The sequence below is a fragment of the Sphingomonas yunnanensis genome (assembly GCF_019898765.1).
Taxonomy (GTDB): domain Bacteria; phylum Pseudomonadota; class Alphaproteobacteria; order Sphingomonadales; family Sphingomonadaceae; genus Sphingomonas; species Sphingomonas yunnanensis.
The window spans coordinates 1,174,626-1,192,971 of record NZ_JAIOKB010000001.1 but is presented as its reverse complement, the minus strand read 5'-3'; the positions used below and the strand labels follow the sequence as shown (position 1 = coordinate 1,192,971).

Below are 18,346 nucleotides of genomic sequence, written 5' to 3'. Positions count from 1 at the left end.
CTTCAGGCTCTCCCGCTGAGACTCTTTTCTAAGACGCGCGCGGCGGAGGGGTTCCGTTCACGGGGCAGAAGATGGGGGATGGCTGCTGGAGCGCCCGCGCCACGCGCAATTCCCGACGCCAGCATCGCGTGGCTGACTGTCGCACGAGCGTGACCCAATCCCCGGCTCTCGCCGGGGGAGAGCGCAGGCGGTGGAACGGCAGCGAAAACGATGACAGCCTACCCCGCCGCGCGTCGCTCACAAACGCGGCAGCGTCACCCCGCGCTGGCCCATATATTTGCCCGCCCGGTCGGCGTAGCTGATCTCGCACGGCTCGTTGCCCTCGAGGAACAGGAACTGGCAGGCCCCCTCGTTGGCGTAGATCTTGGCGGGCAGCGGCGTGGTGTTCGAGAACTCCAGCGTGACATGCCCCTCCCAGCCCGGCTCCAGCGGGGTGACGTTCACGATGATGCCGCAGCGCGCGTAGGTCGACTTGCCCAGGCAGATCACCAGCACGTCGCGCGGCACGCGGAAATATTCCACCGTCCGCGCCAGCGCGAAGCTGTTGGGCGGGATGATGCAGACGTCGGTCTTGCGATCGACGAAGCTGTTCGAGGCGAAGTCCTTGGGATCGACGATCGCGTTGTCGACGTTGGTGAAGATCTTGAACTCGTCGGCGACGCGCGCGTCATAGCCGTAGCTCGACAGGCCGTAACTGATACAGCCGTCGCGCCGCTGTGCTTCGACGAAGGGCTCGATCATGCCCTCGCCCTGCGCGCGCTCGCGGATCCAGCGGTCCGACAGGATCGACATACAGGCTCCCCCAGGTGAGGCGGACGCTTTCGACGCTGCGTCGGGTGAGCGCAAGGGGGCGGTGGCGCTTCCTTCTTCCGCCTTCGCGTCGAGACGGCGTGTCGAGAAGGGGCCGCAGGTGCCGCGCTCTCGATACGCGCTCTCGACAAGTTCGATCGCTAGCCGAGCCGAACGGGTAAGAAGAAGAGTCGGGCGGCGAAGGCGCGCCGAACGAGACCGACCAGCTCAGCGGCAGTGCTTCCCCCACTCACTCCCGCGGCAGCGTGATCGTCGCGACCAGGCCGCCGCCGTCGCGCGCGGCGAGCACGATAGCACCGCCCGCCTCCTCGACGATCGCGCGGGCCAAGGCCAGCCCCAGGCCGATCCCGCCGGTCTCGCGGTTGCGCGAGGTCTCCAGCCGGATGAAGGCGCCGAACACGTCGTCCAGCCGGTCCGCCGGGATGCCGGGCCCGCGGTCGGCGACGACGATCGCCGCGCGCGCCGGCTCGGCGCGCAGCGACACTTCCGCGGCGCCGGCATATTTCACCGCATTCTCGATCAGGTTGCGCACCGCGCGGCGGATCAGCGACGGGCGCAGCCGCATGCGCAGCCGCTCGGCCTCCTCGAAGGCGACGTCGTCGCCCAGGTCGCGGAAGTCCTCCACCACCGCGTCCACCAGCGCGGCGAGGTCGACCTCGGTCACGGGCTCGCTCGGGCGGCCGAGCCGTGCCAGCGACAGGATGTCCTCCAGCGTGCGGTTCATCTCGGCGATCGTGTCGGCCATGCGCGCGCGGTCCTGCTCGTCCTCGACCGACTCGATCCGCACGCGCAGCGCGGCGAGCGGCGTGCGCAAATCGTGGCCGATCGCGCCGAGCATGCGGTCCTTCTCGTCGAGCATCGCGGTGACGCGCAGGCTCAGCGCGTTGAACGCGGCGATCACCGCGGCGACGTCGGGCGGGCCCTCCTCGTCGAGCGCGCGCGGCGGGGTGCGCGGTGAATAGGCGCGCGCTGCGGCGGCGAGCTCGCGCAGCGGGCGCGAGATACGGCGCGCGACCCACAGTACCGGCAGCAGCACCATGCCGTAGAGGATCAGCGTCTGCGCGAGCAGCCGCCAGAACAGCCGCGTGTCGCCGCGCGGCAGCCCGCCCGCCAGCACCAGCCAGCGCCCGCCGGGCTGCTGCGCGGCGACCACGATCGTCTCGGGCGGCGGCTCGGGGCCGTGGCGCGCGGCCATGCGGCGCTCGAAGCGGCTGAGCGGTACCTGATAGGTACCCGGCGGCGCGATCGCCACCTCCACGCGGCGCATCCGCACGCCGAACTCGTCGAGCTGCGCGCGCACCTCGCGCGCCATCTCGGGCTGCGGCGCCATCGACGCGGTGATCGGGCTGCGCGCGGCAACGCGGACGCGGCCGCGGTCGGGCGTGATGCGGCGCCCGCTCGCCTCTTGGTCGAGCGCGTCGGCGAGGCGGAAGGCGGCGGGGCGCGAGGCTTGCGCGACGCGGAAGCTGCTCCGCTCGCGCAGCAGCAGTGCGAGGTTGATCGCCTGCGCCACGAACAAAGCGAGCGCGACCAGCAGCGCCATCTGCCCGGCGAGGCTGCGCGGCCAGGGCAGGCGGCGCCAGGTCACGCGGCGCTCACAGCCGCGTCACGTCGGTGGAGAGCGCGTAGCCGCCGCCCCAGACCGTCTTGATGATCTCGGGCGCCTTGGGATCGGCCTCGATCTTGCGCCGCAGCCGGCTCACCTGATTGTCGATCGCGCGGTCGAACGCCGCCGCCTCGCGCCCCTGGGTGAGGTCGAGCAGCTGGTCGCGCGTCAGCACTTGGCGCGGGCGCTGCACCAGCGCGAGCAGCAAATTGTACTCGCCGGTCGACAGCGGCACCGACACGCCCTCGCGGTCGACCAGCGCGCGCTCGCCGGTCTTGAGCAGCCAGCCCGCGAAGGCATAGGCGCCGCTCTCGGGCGCGTGCTGGCGCACCGCGCCGCCCGCGGTGCGGCGCAGGACGACCTTGATCCGCGCCGCCAGCTCGCGCGGCGAGAAGGGCTTCACGACATAATCGTCCGCGCCCATCTCCAGCCCGACGATGCGATCGGTCTCCTCGCTCTTGGCGGTAAGCAGGATCACGGGCGTCTCGCCGGTGGCGCGGATGTGGCGGCACAGCGACAGGCCGTCCTCGCCCGGCATCATGATGTCGAGCACGACCAGGTCGATCGCATAGGCGGCCATGCGCGTCCGCGCGCTCTCCGCGTCGCCCGCCTGGGTGACGCGGAAGCCCTGCTTGGTCAGATAGACGGCGAGCGGCTCGCGGATCGAGCGCTCGTCGTCGACCAGCAGCAGATGCGGAGTGTCGGCCATGTCGTCGGGGCCTGCCATAGCTGATGCCTCGAAGGGAAGGGCCGGGTGTCAGTCGCGCTCGGGCGCGGCGCCGTCGCGTAGATCACCGCGCTCGCCCTCACGCTCGCCGCGGCGCGGGCCGGGGCCGCGCAGGTCGCCGTCGGGGCCGATGCGGCGCGCGCGCATCATCAGCCGCATCGCCTCGCGCTCCTGCTGATCGACGCGGCCGTCATGATTGGTGTCGGCGCGATCGAACATCCGCAGCGCGCGCTCGCGGAACTGCTCGCGCGTCATCTCGCGCGGCGCGCGGCGATGTTGGCGGCCGCCGCGGTCGCCCCAGCCGCGCCGGTCGCCGTCCCGCTCGGCACTTGGCGGCGGGGGAGGGGGCGGACCGTCCGTGCCGCGCGGCGGAGGAGGCGGTGGGCCGTCCGTGCCGGGCGGCGGAGGAGGCGGCGGCCCGACCGCGCCCGGCGGCGGGGGCGGGCCGTCCATGCCCGGTGCCGGTGGCATATCGCCGCGGGGCCGGTGCGGCGGGCGGAAGGCGCGGCGTTCCTCGCGGTCGATCTTGCCGTCGCCGTCGCGGTCCAACGCGGCGAAGCGGCGGTCGGCCTCGGCCGCGGCCTCCTCGCGGGTCACCACGCCGTCGGCGGCGGCGAGCGGGTCACGGGGCTCCATCGGTCGTGGCGGCGGCGCGTCCGCGCGCGCGGCGGGCAGGTCCTGCGCGAGGAGCGGCGCGGCGCCGGCGAGCGCGGCGGCGCCGAGCGCCGCGGCGGAGAGCAAGGTCTTCATCGGATATACCCCTCGACACGTTCGACGGGGCTCGGACCCCGTCAGTGTCGCGGTGCTACGCCGCGCCTGTCGCGCCGGGATGTCGGACCCCCGGAATATTGTCGCGATTTGTATCAGCCGAAGATCGCGACCGACTGGATCTGCTCGGCGACTGCGCGGCCGTCCGCGTCCCAGATCGCCATCTGCTGCGACGAGGCGCCATCGCGCGCGTGATCGGTGGCGGAGCGCAGCAGCCACCAGCCGTCCCGCGTCGCCGGGGCGGGGGCGAGCAGGTTGAGCTGCCAGGTCATCGAGCTCACCGGCACGCCGACGCCGAGCAGCCGCAGCGCCGCGGGGGGCAGGCAGTCGGCGATCGTCAGCAGTTCGATCTCGCGGTGGAGCCCGTCGCGCTCGGGCAGCCGTGCCCAGCGCAGCCACGCCGCCGGATCGCTCTGGCCTGGCGGATCGACGAACTCGAAATGGCGCGTGAACGCCACCTGGGGGTGACCGCCGCGCAGCACGCGGTTCTCGGGCGCGGGCGGGGCGACCGCAGGCGCGGCGCCGCGCGCGTGCGCCAGCGCCTCGGGCAGCGCGCGCATGAAGACGAAGGTGCAGCGCACGCCGAGCCCGGCCTCGCCGCTCACCTCGGCGGCGACGAACGCGGCGTTGCGCCCGCGCCGCAGCAGCGTGACGGAGACCGTCACCCCACCGGCGAGCGGACCGACGAACGCGACCTGCGCCGAGCGCAGCGGCGGCAGTCCCGGCTCGAACTGGCGCACCGCGTGCAGCGCCAGCGCCGCCGAGAGGCCGCCGAAGGTGGTGCGCCCCTGCTGCCAGTCGGGCGGGATCGTGCCGTGCCAGCGCGCCGCGCTGCCGTCGCGAGCGAGCGCGGCGAGCAGCTGGACGAGCGGGGTGGCGGAGGCGGGCTCGGTCATCATCCCAGGCTAGTCGCGGATCGCGACGGATCAATGCCGTGCGCCACCGCGGGGCGAGAAGAGTCGGCCGCGCGGCACGTCGGCACCGTCACGCGCGCTATGAAGGAGGCTGCGACGACAAGGAGATGACATGAGGCGGACACTGCTGGTGATCGACGTCCAGAACGCTTACTTCGCCCGCGGCGCGCTGCCGCTGTGGCGCGCGGAGGCGGTGGAGGAGCGGATCGTCGCCGCGATCGCCGCGGCGCAGGCGGCGGGTGACCAAATCGTGCTGGTGCGCCACGTCGCCGCGGGTGGTCCGTTCGCCGAGGACGAACCCGGCAGCGTGATCCGCCCCGCGATCATGGCGGTGGCGGAGGGCGCCGCAGTGATCACCAAGAGCTATCCCGACGCCTTTCAGGAGACCGACCTCGGCGCGCATCTGCTCGACACCGGCGAGCTGTTCCTCTGCGGCATGATGACGCAGAATTGCGTGACCTATACCGCGCTCGCGCCCGAAGCGACGGTGCTCGACCGCCGCGTCATCGGCGACCTGTGCACCGCACCCACCGATTTCGTGCATCAGGTCGCGCTCGCCGCGCTGGGTTCGAAGATCCCGGTGGTCACCGCGGCAGAGGTGTGGCCGACGCGAGAGGGGTGAGGACAGGCGTTCTGGCCCCCGCAAGGGGCAGTCATGACGAGGCTCCGGGCTCGTCCGTCCGCGTGTCGGCACGCGGGGCGAGGCGCCAGGCTCGTGAGAAGCGCGACGTCCACCACTTCCGTCATCCCGGACTTGGTCCGGGATGACGGACGAGGCGGAGCGACGGGCAGTACAGACGAGCATCGGCATGTCCGCCTGCGCCTAGCTCCCGCCTTCTCACGGGATGATCAACCCGCCGTCACCGCGCGGTCTGGCCGAACAGCACGCGCCGCTGCTCCTCACTCATCTCCGTGGGCTGCGCCTGCACCCGCGCGCCCTGCTCATAGGCGCGCACCACCGCTGGCCGCGCCTTGATCCGCGCGTGCCATGCCGCGACGTTGGGAAAGTCCCCGATGTCCTGTCCCTGCGCCTCGGGGAGGATCCAGGGGAAACAGGCCATGTCGGCGATGCTATACTCACCCCCGGCGACATAGTCGCGCCCCGCCAGACGCCGCTCGAGCACGCCGTACAGGCGGTTGGTCTCCTTGACGTATCGATCTATAGCATAGGGCAGGCGCTCGGGCGCGTAGCGCGTGAAATGATGGTTCTGCCCCAGCATCGGGCCCAGCCCGCCGACCTGCCACATCACCCACTCCAGCACCTCGACGTGCGCGCGCGGCGTCGCCCCGCCGAACTGCCCCGCCTTGTGCGCGAGATAGAGCAGGATCGCACCGCTCTCGAACACGCTGACCGGCGCGCCGCCGTCGCTCGGTGCGTGGTCGACGATGGCGGGCATGCGGCTGTTGGGCGAGATCGCCAGGAACTCGGGGCGGAATTGCTCCCCCTTGCCGATATTCACCGGGAGAACGGTGTAGTCGACGCCGGCCTCCTCCAGGAAGATCGTGATCTTGTGGCCGTTCGGCGTGGGCCAATAGTGCAGGTCGATCATCGCGCGTCTCCGTCGTGTGCGCGAAGGGTGGGGACGCCGACCGCCACGATCAATGCCGCCGCGACGATCAGCGTACCTGCCTCGATCACGGCGAGCTCATCGAAACCGTGGCGCGAGGCGAAGGTGAGGCGTTGCGTCGCGATCAGCAGCTCGGTTATCGCGACGATCATGGTCACGCGGCCACCTCGAGGTGCCCGCGTCTCACCGCCCCAATACGCTGATCTAAGTCAAGAGAACATGGATCAAAACGGTACCACGGCTTGCCTCGTTCGATCACCGCGGTAATGAGATGTAAATAAGGGTTGCTGGGGGGCGCCGGTGGGGGATCAGGAGAGCGTCGGGGTAGCGTATCATCGCCCGAGCGACGCGCTGACGCGGTACGTCACGGGCTATCACCGCTTCGCCGCGCCGGTGGTGCCGGGGCATGTCTTCCACGACGCCTTCTTCCCGAGCGTCGCGACGATCCGGGTGACGCTGGCGGGCAGCCCGCCCTGGGCGCTCCGCATCGGCAGCCGCACCTATGATCCGGTGCCGACGGTCGCGCTGACCGGACCGACCAGCTACGCGGGCTATGTCACCGGCTCGGGCGGGATCCTGGTGGGCGCCGGACTGCTGCCTTATGGCTGGGCGCAGCTGTTCGGCGGCGACGTGTCGCGGCTGTCGAACCGGGTCATTCCGCTCGACGAGCTCGACCCGGGCGCCGAGATGCTGCGCGCCGCGCTGGAGACGGGTGAGCCGGTCCAGCAGGTGTTCGACGCCTGGCTCGAGGCGCGGCTGCAGCGTCGCGCGCCGGCGGACCCGCGGATCGATCGGCTGTGCACCATGCTGCGCGATCCCGCCACGACCCGGATCGAAGCCGTGGCCGAGTCGCTCGACATGACGCCGCGCGCGCTCGCCGCGCTGACTCGCTTCAACTTCGGCTTCACGCCCAAGCTGCTGCTGCGCCGCACGCGCTTCCTGCGCGCGCTCAGCGCGGTGCTGACCCAGCCCGACGCCGCGCCGATGGCGCTGGAGGAAGCGGGCTATTGGGACCGCTCGCATTTCCTGCGCGACAGTCACTTGTTCCTCGGCTGCTCGGTGCGCGAGTTCTCGCGCCGGCGCGGGCCGCACAACCAGCTCGCGATCCGCGCGCGCACCGAGGCGCTCGGCGAGCCGGTGTAGCGGCGCGGGACGTTTCGCCGCAAGGGCAGCAGCCGGGCTCCTGCGCACGCAGGAGCCCAGAGCCAAGAGCGTTGCCCTTGCCACCCTGGGCTCGGGCGCGCGCCCGAGCACGGCTACATTCGCCCGCTCACTCCCCGAGCAGGCGGTTGTCGAACATGCCGAAGAGCAATGTCGAGGCGTACAGGCCCACGGCGCGCTCGTGCGCCATGGTCGATGCCCATTTGCGCATGTCGAAGGCGGCGTTGAGCAGTGCCATGACCGCCTGGCTCGCGATCAGGCTGTCGACCGCGCGGATCGTCCCTTCCGCGGCGCCGTCCATCAGCGTGCCGGCGAACCGCCGCGCGATCCGGGTGGAGCGGTCGACCATCTGCTGACGCTCGGCGGGTGGGAGGCCGCTCAGCGCGGTGGTGCGAAGCAGCGGGCCGCTGTCGGAGAATTGCACCCCCACCAGCGCCGCCACCGCGTCGCACAGCCGTTCCCAGTGCGAACCACCGCGCGCGTCGGCGCTGCGCTGCGCCGCCGCGATCGTGTCGAAGCTGCGGCGATAGCAGGCCGCGACCAGATCGTCCTTGGCGTCGAGATGGTGATAGAAGCTGCCCTTGGTGACGTTCAGCTCGGAGGCGATCCGCTGCACCGAGGCGCCGCGATAGCCCAGCTCGTTGATCAGCCGCGTCGCCGCCAGCAGGAAGGCGTCGCGGCCCGGCATCGCGTCGTCGCGCTCGAACGTCAGCGGGCGCGGCGCCCAGCACGCGTCGGCGCCGGCTAGCCCGTGACGGAACAGGCCCATCAGCCGCTCGGCCGCGCGCGGATATTGGTCGGCGTCGTAGCGCGGCAGCCAGGCCGGCAGCCAGAACATGTTCTCCAGCAGCACGTGCGCGCGCGCACCGGCGAGGTCGACCGCGCCGCGCCCGCGCTGCTCGCCCCATAGCGCGCGGGTACGACGGAACACCTCGCGCCAGCGCGCCATCAGCCGCGCGCGCACCGGCTCGTCCATCGCGCGCAGGTCGGAGAGCACCGCGAAGGCGCGTTCCTCGCCGCGCTCGATCCGGGCGAGCCGCGCGAGGTTGAGCGTGACGAGCTTCTCGACCCGATCGGACGGCGTCGCCTCGGTCGCGGCCTCGTCGAGCATCGCCAGCAGATAGTCGAGCGTGTGCTCGAACGCGGCGGCGGCGAGGTCCTCCTTGCGCTTGAAATAATAAGTGACGCTGGTGGTGTTGAGCCCGACGCGGCGCGCCACGTCGGCGAAGGTCATGCCCTTGGCGCTCTGCTCGTTGATCGCGTCCGCCGCGGCGGCCAGGATCGCCTCGCGCTTCTCGCGGAAGCGCCGCGTCGCGGTGGCGTCGTCGGTCCTCACATCCCCCATGGCGCGATGGTTAGCACGTCGCTTTCGAAGATACAGTCCCCTTTTCATCCACCTGGATCGTAGCTGCGACGGCGCGACGAAGCGTGCTTTACCGAATACACGGTATGGCCTAAGCCCGTCGTAACCGAGGAGGAGAGGGTGGCGATGGACTTCACGCTGAGCGAGCGCGAGACCTATTTCCGCGACCGCGTCCGCGCCTTCATCGCGCGCCACATCGCACCGCGCGACCATGAGTATGAGCAGCAGCTGACGAGCGGCGAGCGCTGGAAGGTCATTCCCGTGATCGAGGAGGTCAAGCGCGCCGCGCGCGCGGAGGGCCTGTGGAACTTCTTCATGCCACCGCACTCGGGCCAGCAGCACGTCGACGACAGCTTCGCGTTCCAGGGCACGCAGCTGACCAACCTCGAATATGCGCTGTGCGCCGAGGAGATGGGGCGGATCGGCTGGGCGAGCGAGTGTTTCAACTGCTCCGCGCCCGATACCGGCAACATGGAGGTGCTCCACCGCTACGGCACGCGCGCGCAGAAGGAGGCGTGGCTCCGACCGCTGATGGAGGGCGAGATCCGCTCGGTCTTCCTGATGACGGAGCCCGCGGTCGCCTCCTCCGACGCGACCAACATCGAGACGCGAATCGAGCGCGACGGCGACCATTATGTCATCAACGGGCGCAAATGGTGGTCGTCGGGCGTGGGTGACCCGCGCTGCAGGATCGGCATCCTGATGGGCAAGACCAGTTTCGAGGGCTCGCGTCACCAGCAGCAGAGCCAGGTGCTGGTGCCGCTCGATACGCCGGGGGTGAAGATCGAGCGACTGCTCTCGGTGTACGGCTATGACCATGCCCCCCACGGCCACGGCGAGGTGAGCTTCACCGACGTGCGCGTGCCGGTGGAGAATGTGCTGCTGGGCGAGGGGCGCGGCTTCGAGATCGCGCAGGGGCGGCTCGGGCCGGGGCGGATCCACCATTGCATGCGCACGATCGGGGTCGCCGAGGTGGCGATCGAGAAGATGGCGCGGCGGCTGCTCGCGCGCGTCGCCTTCGGCAAGCGCATCGCCGATCACAGCGTGTGGGAGCAACGGATCGCGCGCGCGCGGATCGACATCGAGATGACCCGGCTGCTCTGCCTCAAGGCCGCGGACATGATGGACCGGGCGGGGAACAAGGCGGCGCAGCAGGAGATCGCGATGATCAAGGTGCAGGCGCCGACGATGGCGTTGCAGATCCTCGACGACGCGATCCAGGCGTTCGGCGGCGCCGGCGTGGCGGAGGACGCGGGGCTGGCGCACGCCTGGGCCTCGGTGCGGACGCTGCGCTTCGCCGACGGGCCGGACGAGGTCCACTGCCGCGCCATCGCGCGGCACGAGTTCGGCAAGTACGGCGGAGGCGACGGACGGGGGGCGCCGTCGAGCGGCGACGTCGGGGCGGGGCGGTGAGGGGGATGGGGGCTGGCGGTCTCCCGTTCTTCTTCCGTCATCCTGAACGTGTTTCAGGATCCACCTTGCCGCGAGAGCCGCAGGGTTCGGGTGAGCGGCACCGTGGATCCCGAGACGAGTTCGGGATGACGCTGAAAGTGTCGGGAGGTGGCGCTTCCCTTCCCCCCGTTCATGCTGAGGGGAGGCTGAGCTTGTCGAAGCCTCGTCTCGAAGCACGGCCACGAGGGTCCGGACGGAGCTTCGAGACGGCGCTTCGACTTCGCTCAGCGCCTCCTCAGCACGAACGGGCGGCGTCGCGGCCGCACGTGTCTCGATGAAGGCCGCCGTCCTCACCGCCGTGCGCGAACCGCTCACGATCGCCGACGTCACCGTGAGCAAGCCGCTCGCGCACGAGGTGCTGATCCGCACCGCCGCGGTGGGCGTGTGCCGCTCCGACCTGCACTTCGTCGACGGCCTCTACCCGCACACGCTCCCGGCCATCCCCGGCCATGAGGCCGCGGGCGTGGTCGAGGCGGTCGGCAGCGAGGTGCGGACCGTGCGACCGGGCGACCATGTCGTCACCTGTCTATCGGCCTTCTGCGGCCACTGTGAATTCTGCCTCAGCGGTCGCATGTCGCTGTGCGTCAGCGGCGAGACGCGGCGGCCGCGCGGCGCCGAGCCGCGGCTTCGCTTCCCCGACGGCGACGCCGTGGCGCAGATGCTCAACCTCTCCGCCTACGCCGAGCAGATGCTGGTGCACGAGCACGCCTGCGTCGCGATCGACCAAGACATGCCGCTCGACCGCGCCGCGCTGATCGGCTGCGCGGTGACGACCGGCGCGGGCGCGGTGTTCAACACCGCCGACGTGTCGCCGGGCGAGACGGTGTGCGTGGTCGGATGCGGCGGGATCGGGCTCGCCGCGGTCAACGCCGCGCGGATCGCGGGCGCGGGGCGGATCGTCGCGCTCGATCCGGTGCCCGAGAAGCGCGCCATCGCCGAGCGGCTCGGCGCGACCGACACGTTCGACAGCGCCGCCGAGGGCGTCGCCGCCGCGGTGCTGGAGGCGACGCGCGGCGGCGTCCACCACGCGATCGAGGCGGTCGGCCGGCCGCAGTCCGCCGCGACCGCGGTGGCGGTGCTGCGCCGCGGCGGCACCGCCACGATCCTCGGCATGCTGCCGCCGGCCGAGTCGGTCGGCCTCTCCGCGCTCGACCTGCTCTCGGGCAAGAAGCTGCAGGGCGGGCTGATGGGCTCCAACCGCTTCCCGATCGACGTGCCGCGGCTGGTCGACTTCTACCAGCGCGGCCTGCTCGACCTCGACACATTGATCGCCGAGCGCCTCCCGCTTGAGCGGATCAACCACGCCTTCGACGAGCTCCGCCGCGGTGACTCGACTCGCAGCGTGATCGTCTTCGCGTGAGCGACGATCCCTCGCTTCAGCGCGATCTCGCCGAGCGCGACCGGCTCGACACCGCGCGTCTGGGCGCGTGGCTCGCCGAGCATGTCCCCGGCTTCGCCGGCCCGTTCGATTTTGCCAAGTTCGCGGGCGGTCAGTCGAATCCGACCTATCGGCTCGACACGTCCGAGCGGCGCTACGTGCTGCGGCGCAAGCCGATGGGGGAGTTGCTCCCCTCGGCGCATCAGGTCGAGCGCGAGTATCGCGTCATCGCCGCGCTCCACCCCATCGGCTTCCCGGTGCCGCGGCCCTACGTGCTGTGCGAGGACGCCGCGGTGATCGGCTCGGCCTTCTACGTCATGGAGATGGTCGAGGGGCGGACGATCTGGGACGGCGCCATGCCCGAGCTCGCCCCCGCGGCGCGCCGGGCGCATTATCACGCGATGATCGACACGCTGGCCGATCTCCACAACATCGATCCGGGCGCGATCGGGCTCGGCGACTATGGGCGGCCCGGCAACTACTTCGAGCGCCAGGTCGTGCGCTGGACCAAGCAATATCGCGGCGCCGAGACCGAGACCTTGCCCGAGATGGAGCGGCTGATCGAGTGGCTGCCGCGCACCGTGCCGCCGCAGACCCGCACCGCGATCGTCCACGGCGACTATCGCGTCGACAACATGCGGTTCGCGCCGGGAGAGGCGCCGCGCGTCGCGGCGGTGCTCGACTGGGAACTGTCGACGCTGGGCGACCCGGTCGCCGACCTGACCTATTATCTGATGAGCTGGGTCACCGAGCCCGAGGGCCGCTCGGGCGTGATGGGGCTGACCGGCGATGCCACGGGCATCCCGACACTGGAGGACATGCTGGCGCGCTACGCGGCGCGGACGGGACGCGACGAGCCGGTCGCGATCGACTGGTATTTCGCCTTCAACCTGTTCCGCTTGGCCAGCATCGTTCAGGGCATCCGCAAGCGCGTGCTGATCGGCACCGCCGCCAACGCGCGCGCGCAGGAGACCGCGGCGCGGCTGCCGCTGCTCGTGAGCGCGGCCCGGCACTTCGCCGGGCGCGCCGGGGCGTGAGCGGGGAGCGGGAGCGGATGCGGTTCGCGGGCAAGTCGATCGTCGTCACCGGCGCGGGCTCGGGTATCGGCCGCGCCGCCGCCCTGCTGTTCGCGCGCGAGGGCGGCCGCGTCGTCGCCGCCGACGTCAGCGAGGGTGCCGACGCGACCGCCGCCGCGATCGCCGACGCGGGCGGCACCGGGCTGGCGTTCCGCGGCGACGCCGGCGACGAGGGCGATGTCGCGCGGCTGGTGGCGCTGGCGGCGGAGCGGCACGGCGGGCTCGACGTCATGTTCGCCAACGCGGGGATCTCGGGCGGGCTCGCCAATCTGTTCGACACCGACGTGGCGCTGATCACCGAGGTGCTGCGCATCAACCTGATCGGCCCCTTCCTCGCGATCCAACACGCCGCGCCGCTGATCGCCGCGCGCGGTGGCGGCGCGATCGTGCTCACCGCCAGCGTCGCCGGGCTGCGCTCGGGCGCGGGATCGCCGGCCTATTCGGCGAGCAAGGCAGGGGTGATCAACCTCGCGCAGGTGGCGGCGCAGCAGCTCAGCGGCAGCGACGTGCGCGTCAACGCGATCTGCCCCGGCCTGACCGAGACGGGGATGACGCGCCCCACCTTCGACTACGCGCGCGAGGCGGGCAAGCTCGACCGGCTCGGCCGGCTCAACCCGCTGCGGCGCGGCGCACAGCCCGAGGAACTGGCGCGCGTCGCGCTGTTCCTCGCGAGCGAGGAGGCCAGCTACGTCAACGGCCAGGCGATCGTGGTCGACGGGGGCCTGTCGTCGAGCCATCCCGTGACTCGGCAGGACTATGGCAGGACCGCGGTGTGAGGCCGGCGTCGTAGCGGCGTCGCGCGCTCCGGAGCGGCGGCTCGTGAGGTGACGCGCCGCAACGCCCGGGCGCGCGCCACGCCGGCGCCGATCGCGGCGCGGAAGGCCGGGCCGACCACCGAGCCTTCGTAGAGGATCGTCGTCGCCCCTACGGCGAGGTGCGAGTGGATCACCGACAGGCCATCAGCGTAGCTGGGCGGCAGCGTCGTGATCGCGCGCTCGTCGGCGGTCAGCGCGAGGCTGGCGGCGATCGCGCGCGCGTCGGCCTCGACCGCGCGCGCGGAGTGCCGCACCAGCTTGGTCGCGCCGGTCGAGCCGGAGGTCGACAGCAGCAGCGCCAGGTCGAGGTGCGTCGCGGGCGCGTCCGCCGGGTCGCGCAGCCGCTCCACCCCGCGCGCCGCCGACCAGCGCGCCGCCGGGCGGAAGGCGGCGATCAGCCGGTCGGCGCGCTCGCGGTCGGCGGTGGTCTCCCCGCCGGCGGTACCGATCGCTGGCAGCCCGCGCCGCAGCCCGCCGAGATAGGCGATCATCGCGGCGGGACGGTTGTCGAGCGCGAGCAGCACCGGGGTGCCGCGCGGCAGGTCGAACACCGCGTCGGCGGCGCGCGCCAGCGCGGTATAGTCGAGCACGTCGCCGTCCGCGGAGACGAAGGCGAGGCGCCGGACGTGCCGCTCCAGATCCTGCCAGAAGCTCATCGATCCCCCACGCGCGACTTGCAGATGGCCGCGGGCAGGGGGCGGCGTGGCGGGGCGACTCTTTGCTCGTCCGGGATCCGCGCGATGGCGGGGCGGGCTCACGGCAGCACGGTCGCCACCCGCTGCGACTGGGCCGAGCAGGTGCAGCGCTTCCTCGACCCCGCGGTCGCGCACGGCCGCACCTCGATCGAGCACGCGGGCGGACCGCGCCAGACCAGCCTCGGTCGCGCCCAGCTTGTCCGTGATCCGACGGCAACAACCTGTCTCCGGTGAGCCGGCGTTGACGACCTATGGGGGCTGCTCCCTGCGCTCAGCGTCGGCGGCACGGGCACGCGGGCGATGGCGGACCTTCGGTGGCTGTGCGCGCTCTACCAACCCAACATCCGCGCGGTACGCCGGCGCGAGCCTGGCTTCGGACTCAACATTCGCACCATTGGCGCCTCTTCCAAGCCCGGGGTACAGCCGCTACAGGCCCGCCATGGAGCATCCCGACAGCATCCTCATCGTCGATTTCGGCAGCCAGGTGACCCAGTTGATCGCGCGCCGCGTGCGCGAGGCGGGGGTCTACAGCGAGATCGCGCCGTTCCAGTCCGCCGGCGACGCGTTCGCGCGGATGCGCCCCAGGGGCGTGATCCTCTCGGGCGGCCCCGCCTCGGTGGTGGACGAGGGCAGCCCGCGCGCGCCCCAGGCGGTGTTCGACTCGGGCGTGCCGGTGCTCGGCATCTGCTACGGCCAGCAGGTCATGAACGAGCAGCTCGGCGGCAAGGTCGAGAAGGGCAATGCCGGCGAGTTCGGCGAGGCCTATGTCGAGGTCGACGCCGCCTGCGGGCTGTTCGACGGGCTGTGGCAGTCGGGTGAGCGCCACCAGGTGTGGATGAGCCACGGCGACCATGTCGCCGCGCTGGCGCCGGGATTCGCCCCGGTCGCCTCGTCGCGGGGCGCGCCCTTCGCACTCACCGCGGACGAGACGCGCCGTTACTACGGCATGCAGTTCCACCCCGAGGTGGTCCACACGCCGGACGGCGGCAAGCTGATCGCCAATTTCGCGCGCCACGTCTGCGGGCTCGCGGGCGACTGGACGATGGCCGAGTTCCGCGCCACCAAGATCGCGGAGATTCGCGCGCAGGTCGGCAGCGGACGCGTGATCTGCGGCCTGTCGGGCGGGGTCGACTCCGCGGTGGCGGCGGTGCTGATCCACGAGGCGATCGGCGACCAGCTCACCTGCGTCTTCGTCGATCACGGCCTGCTGCGCGCGGGCGAGGCCGACCAGGTCGTCGGGCTTTTCCGCAATCATTACAACATCCCGCTGGTCCATGTGAACGCCGAGCCCCTGTTCCTCGGCGGTCTCGCCGGGGTCACCGATCCCGAGGCCAAGCGCAAATTCATCGGCAAGACCTTCATCGACGTGTTCGAGGACGAGGCGCGCAAGATCGGCGGCGCCGAGTTCCTGGCGCAGGGCACGCTCTATCCCGACGTGATCGAGAGCGTGAGCTTCACCGGCGGTCCGTCGGTGACGATCAAGAGCCACCACAATGTCGGCGGCCTGCCCGAGCGGATGAACATGAAATTGGTCGAGCCGCTGCGCGAATTGTTCAAGGACGAGGTGCGCGAGCTCGGCCGCGAGCTGGGGCTGCCCGACGCCTTCGTCGGCCGCCACCCCTTCCCCGGGCCGGGCCTCGCGATCCGCATCCCCGGCGAGGTCAGCAAGGAGCGCTGCGATATCCTGCGCAAGGCCGATGCGATCTACCTCGAGGAGATCCGCGCGGCGGGGCTGTACGACACGATCTGGCAGGCCTTCGCGGTGCTGCTGCCAGTGCGCTCGGTCGGCGTGATGGGCGACGGGCGAACCTATGACTCGGTGCTGGCACTGCGCGCGGTGACCTCGACCGACGGGATGACGGCGCAGGCGTTCCAGTTCCCGGGCGACTTCCTGCCGCGCGTGGCGACCCGGATCATCAACGAGGTGAAGGGCATCAACCGGGTGACCTACGACTACACCTCCAAGCCCCCGGGCACGATCGAGTGGGAATGACGCGGGAAGAGCGAGCAGCCGGGGGCTGCTCGCCCGCGTCATTCGGCGGCGCGAGCCGCCGCGGCGCGCGGGAAGAGCGAGCAGCCGGGGGCTGCTCGCCCGCGTCATTCGGCGGCGCGAGCCGCCGCGCGATGGGCCGGTCGCTGGGGAGCGACCCGGTCGAGCGGGACCGTGCTCCGGCGAACGCCGGCGCCCAGGGCCACATGCGGCGTGCGCGTGATCCTGGGCTTCTCCGTGCGCAGGAGCACGCGGTCGTCCCGAACGACAGGCATCGGACCTCGGCGGAGAGAAGGCTTACGGCGCGGATCGTGCCCGCTCTCACGTTCCTCGCCGCCGCCGCGCTCACCGTGCCGGCCACGCCCGCCGCTGCCGCGAGCGGTGACCCACCCGAGTGGACCCAGCCGCGCCCGCCGCTGCACCTGATCGGTCCGATCACCTATGTCGGCACGCGCGGGCTCGGCGCCTACCTGATCCGGACCAGCGCCGGCGCGATCCTGGTCGACGCGACCATGGCCGAGAACGTGCCCGCGATCGAGCGCAACATCCGCTCGCTCGGGCTGCGGCTCAGCGACGTCAAGCTCATCCTCGTCAGCCACGCGCATTTCGACCATGTCGGCGGGCTCGAGCGGATGCGGCGCGACACCGGCGCGCGCGTGCTCGCGGGCAGCGGCGACGTCGCCGCGCTGCGCAGCGGCACGCCGCCCGGCGAGACGAGCTACGGTGTCCATCGCTTCCCCGCGGTGGCGCGAGTCACCCCGGTAGCGGACGGCGAGCGCGTCACGCTCGGCGATGTCACGCTGCGCGCGGTGGCGACGCCGGGGCACACGCCCGGCTGCACCAGCTGGGCCTTTCGCGTGGACGATCACGGCCGCGCGCGCGAGGTGGTCTTCGCCGGCAGCATCACCGTCGCGGGCAATCGCCTGGTCGGCAACCGCCGCTATCCAGCGATCGTGCGCGATTATCGCGCCAGCTTCGACCGGATCGAGCGGCTCCGCGCCGACGTGGTGCTGCCGATGCACCCGGAGGCCGCCGACGTGTTCGGTCGCGCGCGCTCGGGCACGCTGGTGGCGCCGCGGCTGCTCGGCGAGATGGCGCGCGCGGCGCGGGTCGATTTCGAGCGCACACTGCGCGAGGAGACGCGCTGAGCGGCGTTGCGCCGGGCGGGCGCATGCGCTTGAGTGCGCGCGGGTCGCACCGGCGTCGCCCGACGATCGGTCGGCGCGGTCGAGAAGGAGAGACATGATGCGAAATCTGACCAAGGCCGGGCTGGCCGCGCTCGCTTTGGCGCTACCGGCGGCGCCGAGCGTGGCACAGCGCGGCGCAACCGCGCCCAACACGCTCAGCGCCCGGGAGCGCGCCGCCGGCTGGACCCTGCTGTTCAACGGCCGCGACCTGACCGGCTGGCGCTCGTTCAAGGGCGGCGCGCCGACCCCGTCCTGGGTGGTGCGCGACGGCGCGCTCGAGCTCACCGCCTCCGGCGGTCACATGAGCGGCGCCGATCTCGCCACCGCGGAGAGCTACGGCCCGTTCGAGCTCACGCTCGACTGGAAGGTGGAGAAGGGCGGCAATAGCGGCGTGATCTATCTCGCGCGCAACGTGCCCGAGACGACGCAGAGCTATGAGACCGGCCTCGAGATGCAGGTGCTCGACGACCAGGGTCATCCGGACGGCAAGATCCCGTCGCACCGCGCCGGCTCGCTCTACGACATCACCGTGCCGCCCGCGGGCGTGTCGCGCCCGGCGGGCAGCTGGAACCACGCGCGGCTGCTGGTCGAGCCCGGCCGCATCCGCCAGTGGCTCAACGGCGTGCCGACCGCGGACGTCTCCTATGGCGACGCGGCGTGGAAGGCGCGCGTCGCCAAATCCAAGTTCGCCAAGATGCCGCTGTACGGCACCTTCACCAGCGGCGTGATCGCGCTGCAGGACCATGGCGAGCCGGTCGCCTTCCGCAACATCAAGTTGCGGCGGATCGGCGCGGCGCGCTAAATTGTCTTCGGGGCAGCGGCGGTCGAGCCGCTGC

19 protein-coding genes are annotated in these 18,346 nt (G+C 71.8%); 10 read left to right on the top strand and 9 right to left on the bottom strand.

All coding sequences use genetic code 11. The features are described 5' to 3' along the window. Positions 1 to 237 precede the first annotated feature (237 nt). From dcd to K7957_RS05770, 5 genes are all read right to left on the bottom strand, one after another. Positions 238 to 792: a dCTP deaminase gene (gene dcd / locus K7957_RS05790; RefSeq protein ID WP_223010958.1), complete on the bottom strand. Its 555-nt coding sequence runs from the start codon at positions 790 to 792 to the stop codon at positions 238 to 240. 247 nt (positions 793 to 1,039) lie between these two features. Beyond that, positions 1,040 to 2,353 (bottom strand): sensor histidine kinase, encoded by a 1,314-nt coding sequence (locus K7957_RS05785; RefSeq protein ID WP_223011144.1) that lies wholly within the window; start codon positions 2,351 to 2,353, stop codon positions 1,040 to 1,042. Between the two features lie 52 nt (positions 2,354 to 2,405). After that, a complete protein-coding gene (locus K7957_RS05780; protein WP_183943522.1) occupies positions 2,406 to 3,125 on the bottom strand; it encodes a response regulator in 720 nt (239 codons plus the stop codon). Between the two features lie 48 nt (positions 3,126 to 3,173). Further along, positions 3,174 to 3,893, bottom strand: coding sequence for a hypothetical protein (locus tag K7957_RS05775; RefSeq protein WP_223010957.1), 720 nt, complete (start codon positions 3,891 to 3,893; stop codon positions 3,174 to 3,176). A 113-nt stretch (positions 3,894 to 4,006) separates the two neighbouring features. Then, complete coding sequence (locus tag K7957_RS05770) at positions 4,007 to 4,807, bottom strand: thioesterase family protein (protein ID WP_223010956.1); 801 nt, start codon at positions 4,805 to 4,807, stop codon at positions 4,007 to 4,009. A 130-nt stretch (positions 4,808 to 4,937) separates the two neighbouring features. Between K7957_RS05770 and K7957_RS05765 the strand changes: the two genes are divergently transcribed. Continuing rightward, positions 4,938 to 5,447 (top strand): cysteine hydrolase family protein, encoded by a 510-nt coding sequence (locus K7957_RS05765; RefSeq protein ID WP_223010955.1) that lies wholly within the window; start codon positions 4,938 to 4,940, stop codon positions 5,445 to 5,447. A 238-nt stretch (positions 5,448 to 5,685) separates the two neighbouring features. Here K7957_RS05765 and K7957_RS05760 read toward each other — a convergent pair whose 3' ends face one another. Continuing rightward, the gene (locus K7957_RS05760; RefSeq protein WP_223010954.1) at positions 5,686 to 6,375 is read right to left on the bottom strand and encodes a glutathione binding-like protein; all 690 of its coding nucleotides are present in this window, start codon (positions 6,373 to 6,375) and stop codon (positions 5,686 to 5,688) included. Then, positions 6,372 to 6,551 (bottom strand): hypothetical protein, encoded by a 180-nt coding sequence (locus K7957_RS05755; RefSeq protein ID WP_223010953.1) that lies wholly within the window; start codon positions 6,549 to 6,551, stop codon positions 6,372 to 6,374. Before K7957_RS05755 ends, K7957_RS05760 begins: the two co-directional genes overlap by 4 nt. Before the next feature lie 142 nt (positions 6,552 to 6,693). On the opposite strand from K7957_RS05755, the gene K7957_RS20650 reads away from it, so the two are divergent. Beyond that, on the top strand, positions 6,694 to 7,536 hold the full coding sequence (locus K7957_RS20650; protein ID WP_223010952.1) for a helix-turn-helix domain-containing protein: 843 nt from the start codon (positions 6,694 to 6,696) through the stop codon (positions 7,534 to 7,536). A 127-nt stretch (positions 7,537 to 7,663) separates the two neighbouring features. Here K7957_RS20650 and K7957_RS05745 read toward each other — a convergent pair whose 3' ends face one another. After that, positions 7,664 to 8,899 (bottom strand): TetR/AcrR family transcriptional regulator, encoded by a 1,236-nt coding sequence (locus K7957_RS05745; protein ID WP_223010951.1) that lies wholly within the window; start codon positions 8,897 to 8,899, stop codon positions 7,664 to 7,666. A gap of 144 nt (positions 8,900 to 9,043) precedes the next feature. Here K7957_RS05745 and K7957_RS05740 point away from each other — a divergent pair, with 144 nt between their 5' ends. The 4 genes from K7957_RS05740 to K7957_RS05725 all read left to right on the top strand — a co-directional run bounded on the left by K7957_RS05740 (position 9,044) and on the right by K7957_RS05725 (position 13,599). Continuing rightward, a complete protein-coding gene (locus tag K7957_RS05740; RefSeq protein WP_223011143.1) occupies positions 9,044 to 10,330 on the top strand; it encodes an acyl-CoA dehydrogenase family protein in 1,287 nt (428 codons plus the stop codon). Between the two features lie 313 nt (positions 10,331 to 10,643). Then, a complete protein-coding gene (locus tag K7957_RS05735) occupies positions 10,644 to 11,729 on the top strand; it encodes a Zn-dependent alcohol dehydrogenase (RefSeq protein WP_223010950.1) in 1,086 nt (361 codons plus the stop codon). Then, on the top strand, positions 11,726 to 12,784 hold the full coding sequence (locus K7957_RS05730) for a phosphotransferase family protein (RefSeq protein WP_223010949.1): 1,059 nt from the start codon (positions 11,726 to 11,728) through the stop codon (positions 12,782 to 12,784). The genes K7957_RS05735 and K7957_RS05730 overlap by 4 nt, the downstream gene beginning before the upstream one ends. A gap of 17 nt (positions 12,785 to 12,801) precedes the next feature. Then, positions 12,802 to 13,599, top strand: coding sequence for an SDR family NAD(P)-dependent oxidoreductase (locus K7957_RS05725; RefSeq protein ID WP_223011142.1), 798 nt, complete (start codon positions 12,802 to 12,804; stop codon positions 13,597 to 13,599). Here K7957_RS05725 and K7957_RS05720 read toward each other — a convergent pair. After that, positions 13,578 to 14,294 carry an AMP-binding protein gene (locus tag K7957_RS05720; protein ID WP_223010948.1) on the bottom strand — a complete coding sequence of 239 codons (717 nt, stop codon included), beginning with the start codon at positions 14,292 to 14,294 and terminating at the stop codon, positions 13,578 to 13,580. The two genes, K7957_RS05725 and K7957_RS05720, sit on opposite strands and share 22 nt — an antisense overlap. Positions 14,295 to 14,378: 84 nt before the next feature. On the opposite strand from K7957_RS05720, the gene K7957_RS05715 reads away from it, so the two are divergent. The 4 genes from K7957_RS05715 to K7957_RS05700 all read left to right on the top strand — a co-directional run bounded on the left by K7957_RS05715 (position 14,379) and on the right by K7957_RS05700 (position 18,312). Beyond that, on the top strand, positions 14,379 to 14,567 hold the full coding sequence (locus K7957_RS05715; RefSeq protein WP_223010947.1) for a VOC family protein: 189 nt from the start codon (positions 14,379 to 14,381) through the stop codon (positions 14,565 to 14,567). 205 nt (positions 14,568 to 14,772) lie between these two features. Next, entirely contained in the window at positions 14,773 to 16,326 is a 1,554-nt protein-coding gene (gene guaA, locus K7957_RS05710) for a glutamine-hydrolyzing GMP synthase (RefSeq protein WP_223010946.1), read from the top strand. A 308-nt stretch (positions 16,327 to 16,634) separates the two neighbouring features. Further along, on the top strand, positions 16,635 to 17,471 hold the full coding sequence (gene bla, locus K7957_RS05705; RefSeq protein WP_343228312.1) for a subclass B3 metallo-beta-lactamase: 837 nt from the start codon (positions 16,635 to 16,637) through the stop codon (positions 17,469 to 17,471). Positions 17,472 to 17,568: 97 nt separating this feature from the next. Next, positions 17,569 to 18,312 (top strand): 3-keto-disaccharide hydrolase, encoded by a 744-nt coding sequence (locus K7957_RS05700; protein WP_223010945.1) that lies wholly within the window; start codon positions 17,569 to 17,571, stop codon positions 18,310 to 18,312. Positions 18,313 to 18,346: the final 34 nt, after the last annotated feature.

Coding starts and splice junctions, on each gene's coding strand:
- dcd (WP_223010958.1), bottom strand. CDS start 792: ATGTCGATCCTGTCGGACCGCTGGATCCGCGAGCGCGCGCAGGGCGAG.
- K7957_RS05785 (WP_223011144.1), bottom strand. CDS start 2,353: ATGGCGCTGCTGGTCGCGCTCGCTTTGTTCGTGGCGCAGGCGATCAAC.
- K7957_RS05780 (WP_183943522.1), bottom strand. CDS start 3,125: ATGGCCGACACTCCGCATCTGCTGCTGGTCGACGACGAGCGCTCGATC.
- K7957_RS05775 (WP_223010957.1), bottom strand. CDS start 3,893: ATGAAGACCTTGCTCTCCGCCGCGGCGCTCGGCGCCGCCGCGCTCGCC.
- K7957_RS05770 (WP_223010956.1), bottom strand. CDS start 4,807: ATGACCGAGCCCGCCTCCGCCACCCCGCTCGTCCAGCTGCTCGCCGCG.
- K7957_RS05765 (WP_223010955.1), top strand. CDS start 4,938: ATGAGGCGGACACTGCTGGTGATCGACGTCCAGAACGCTTACTTCGCC.
- K7957_RS05760 (WP_223010954.1), bottom strand. CDS start 6,375: ATGATCGACCTGCACTATTGGCCCACGCCGAACGGCCACAAGATCACG.
- K7957_RS05745 (WP_223010951.1), bottom strand. CDS start 8,899: ATGGGGGATGTGAGGACCGACGACGCCACCGCGACGCGGCGCTTCCGC.
- K7957_RS05740 (WP_223011143.1), top strand. CDS start 9,044: ATGGACTTCACGCTGAGCGAGCGCGAGACCTATTTCCGCGACCGCGTC.
- K7957_RS05735 (WP_223010950.1), top strand. CDS start 10,644: ATGAAGGCCGCCGTCCTCACCGCCGTGCGCGAACCGCTCACGATCGCC.
- K7957_RS05725 (WP_223011142.1), top strand. CDS start 12,802: ATGCGGTTCGCGGGCAAGTCGATCGTCGTCACCGGCGCGGGCTCGGGT.
- K7957_RS05720 (WP_223010948.1), bottom strand. CDS start 14,294: ATGAGCTTCTGGCAGGATCTGGAGCGGCACGTCCGGCGCCTCGCCTTC.
- K7957_RS05715 (WP_223010947.1), top strand. CDS start 14,379: ATGGCGGGGCGGGCTCACGGCAGCACGGTCGCCACCCGCTGCGACTGG.
- guaA (WP_223010946.1), top strand. CDS start 14,773: ATGGAGCATCCCGACAGCATCCTCATCGTCGATTTCGGCAGCCAGGTG.
- K7957_RS05700 (WP_223010945.1), top strand. CDS start 17,569: ATGCGAAATCTGACCAAGGCCGGGCTGGCCGCGCTCGCTTTGGCGCTA.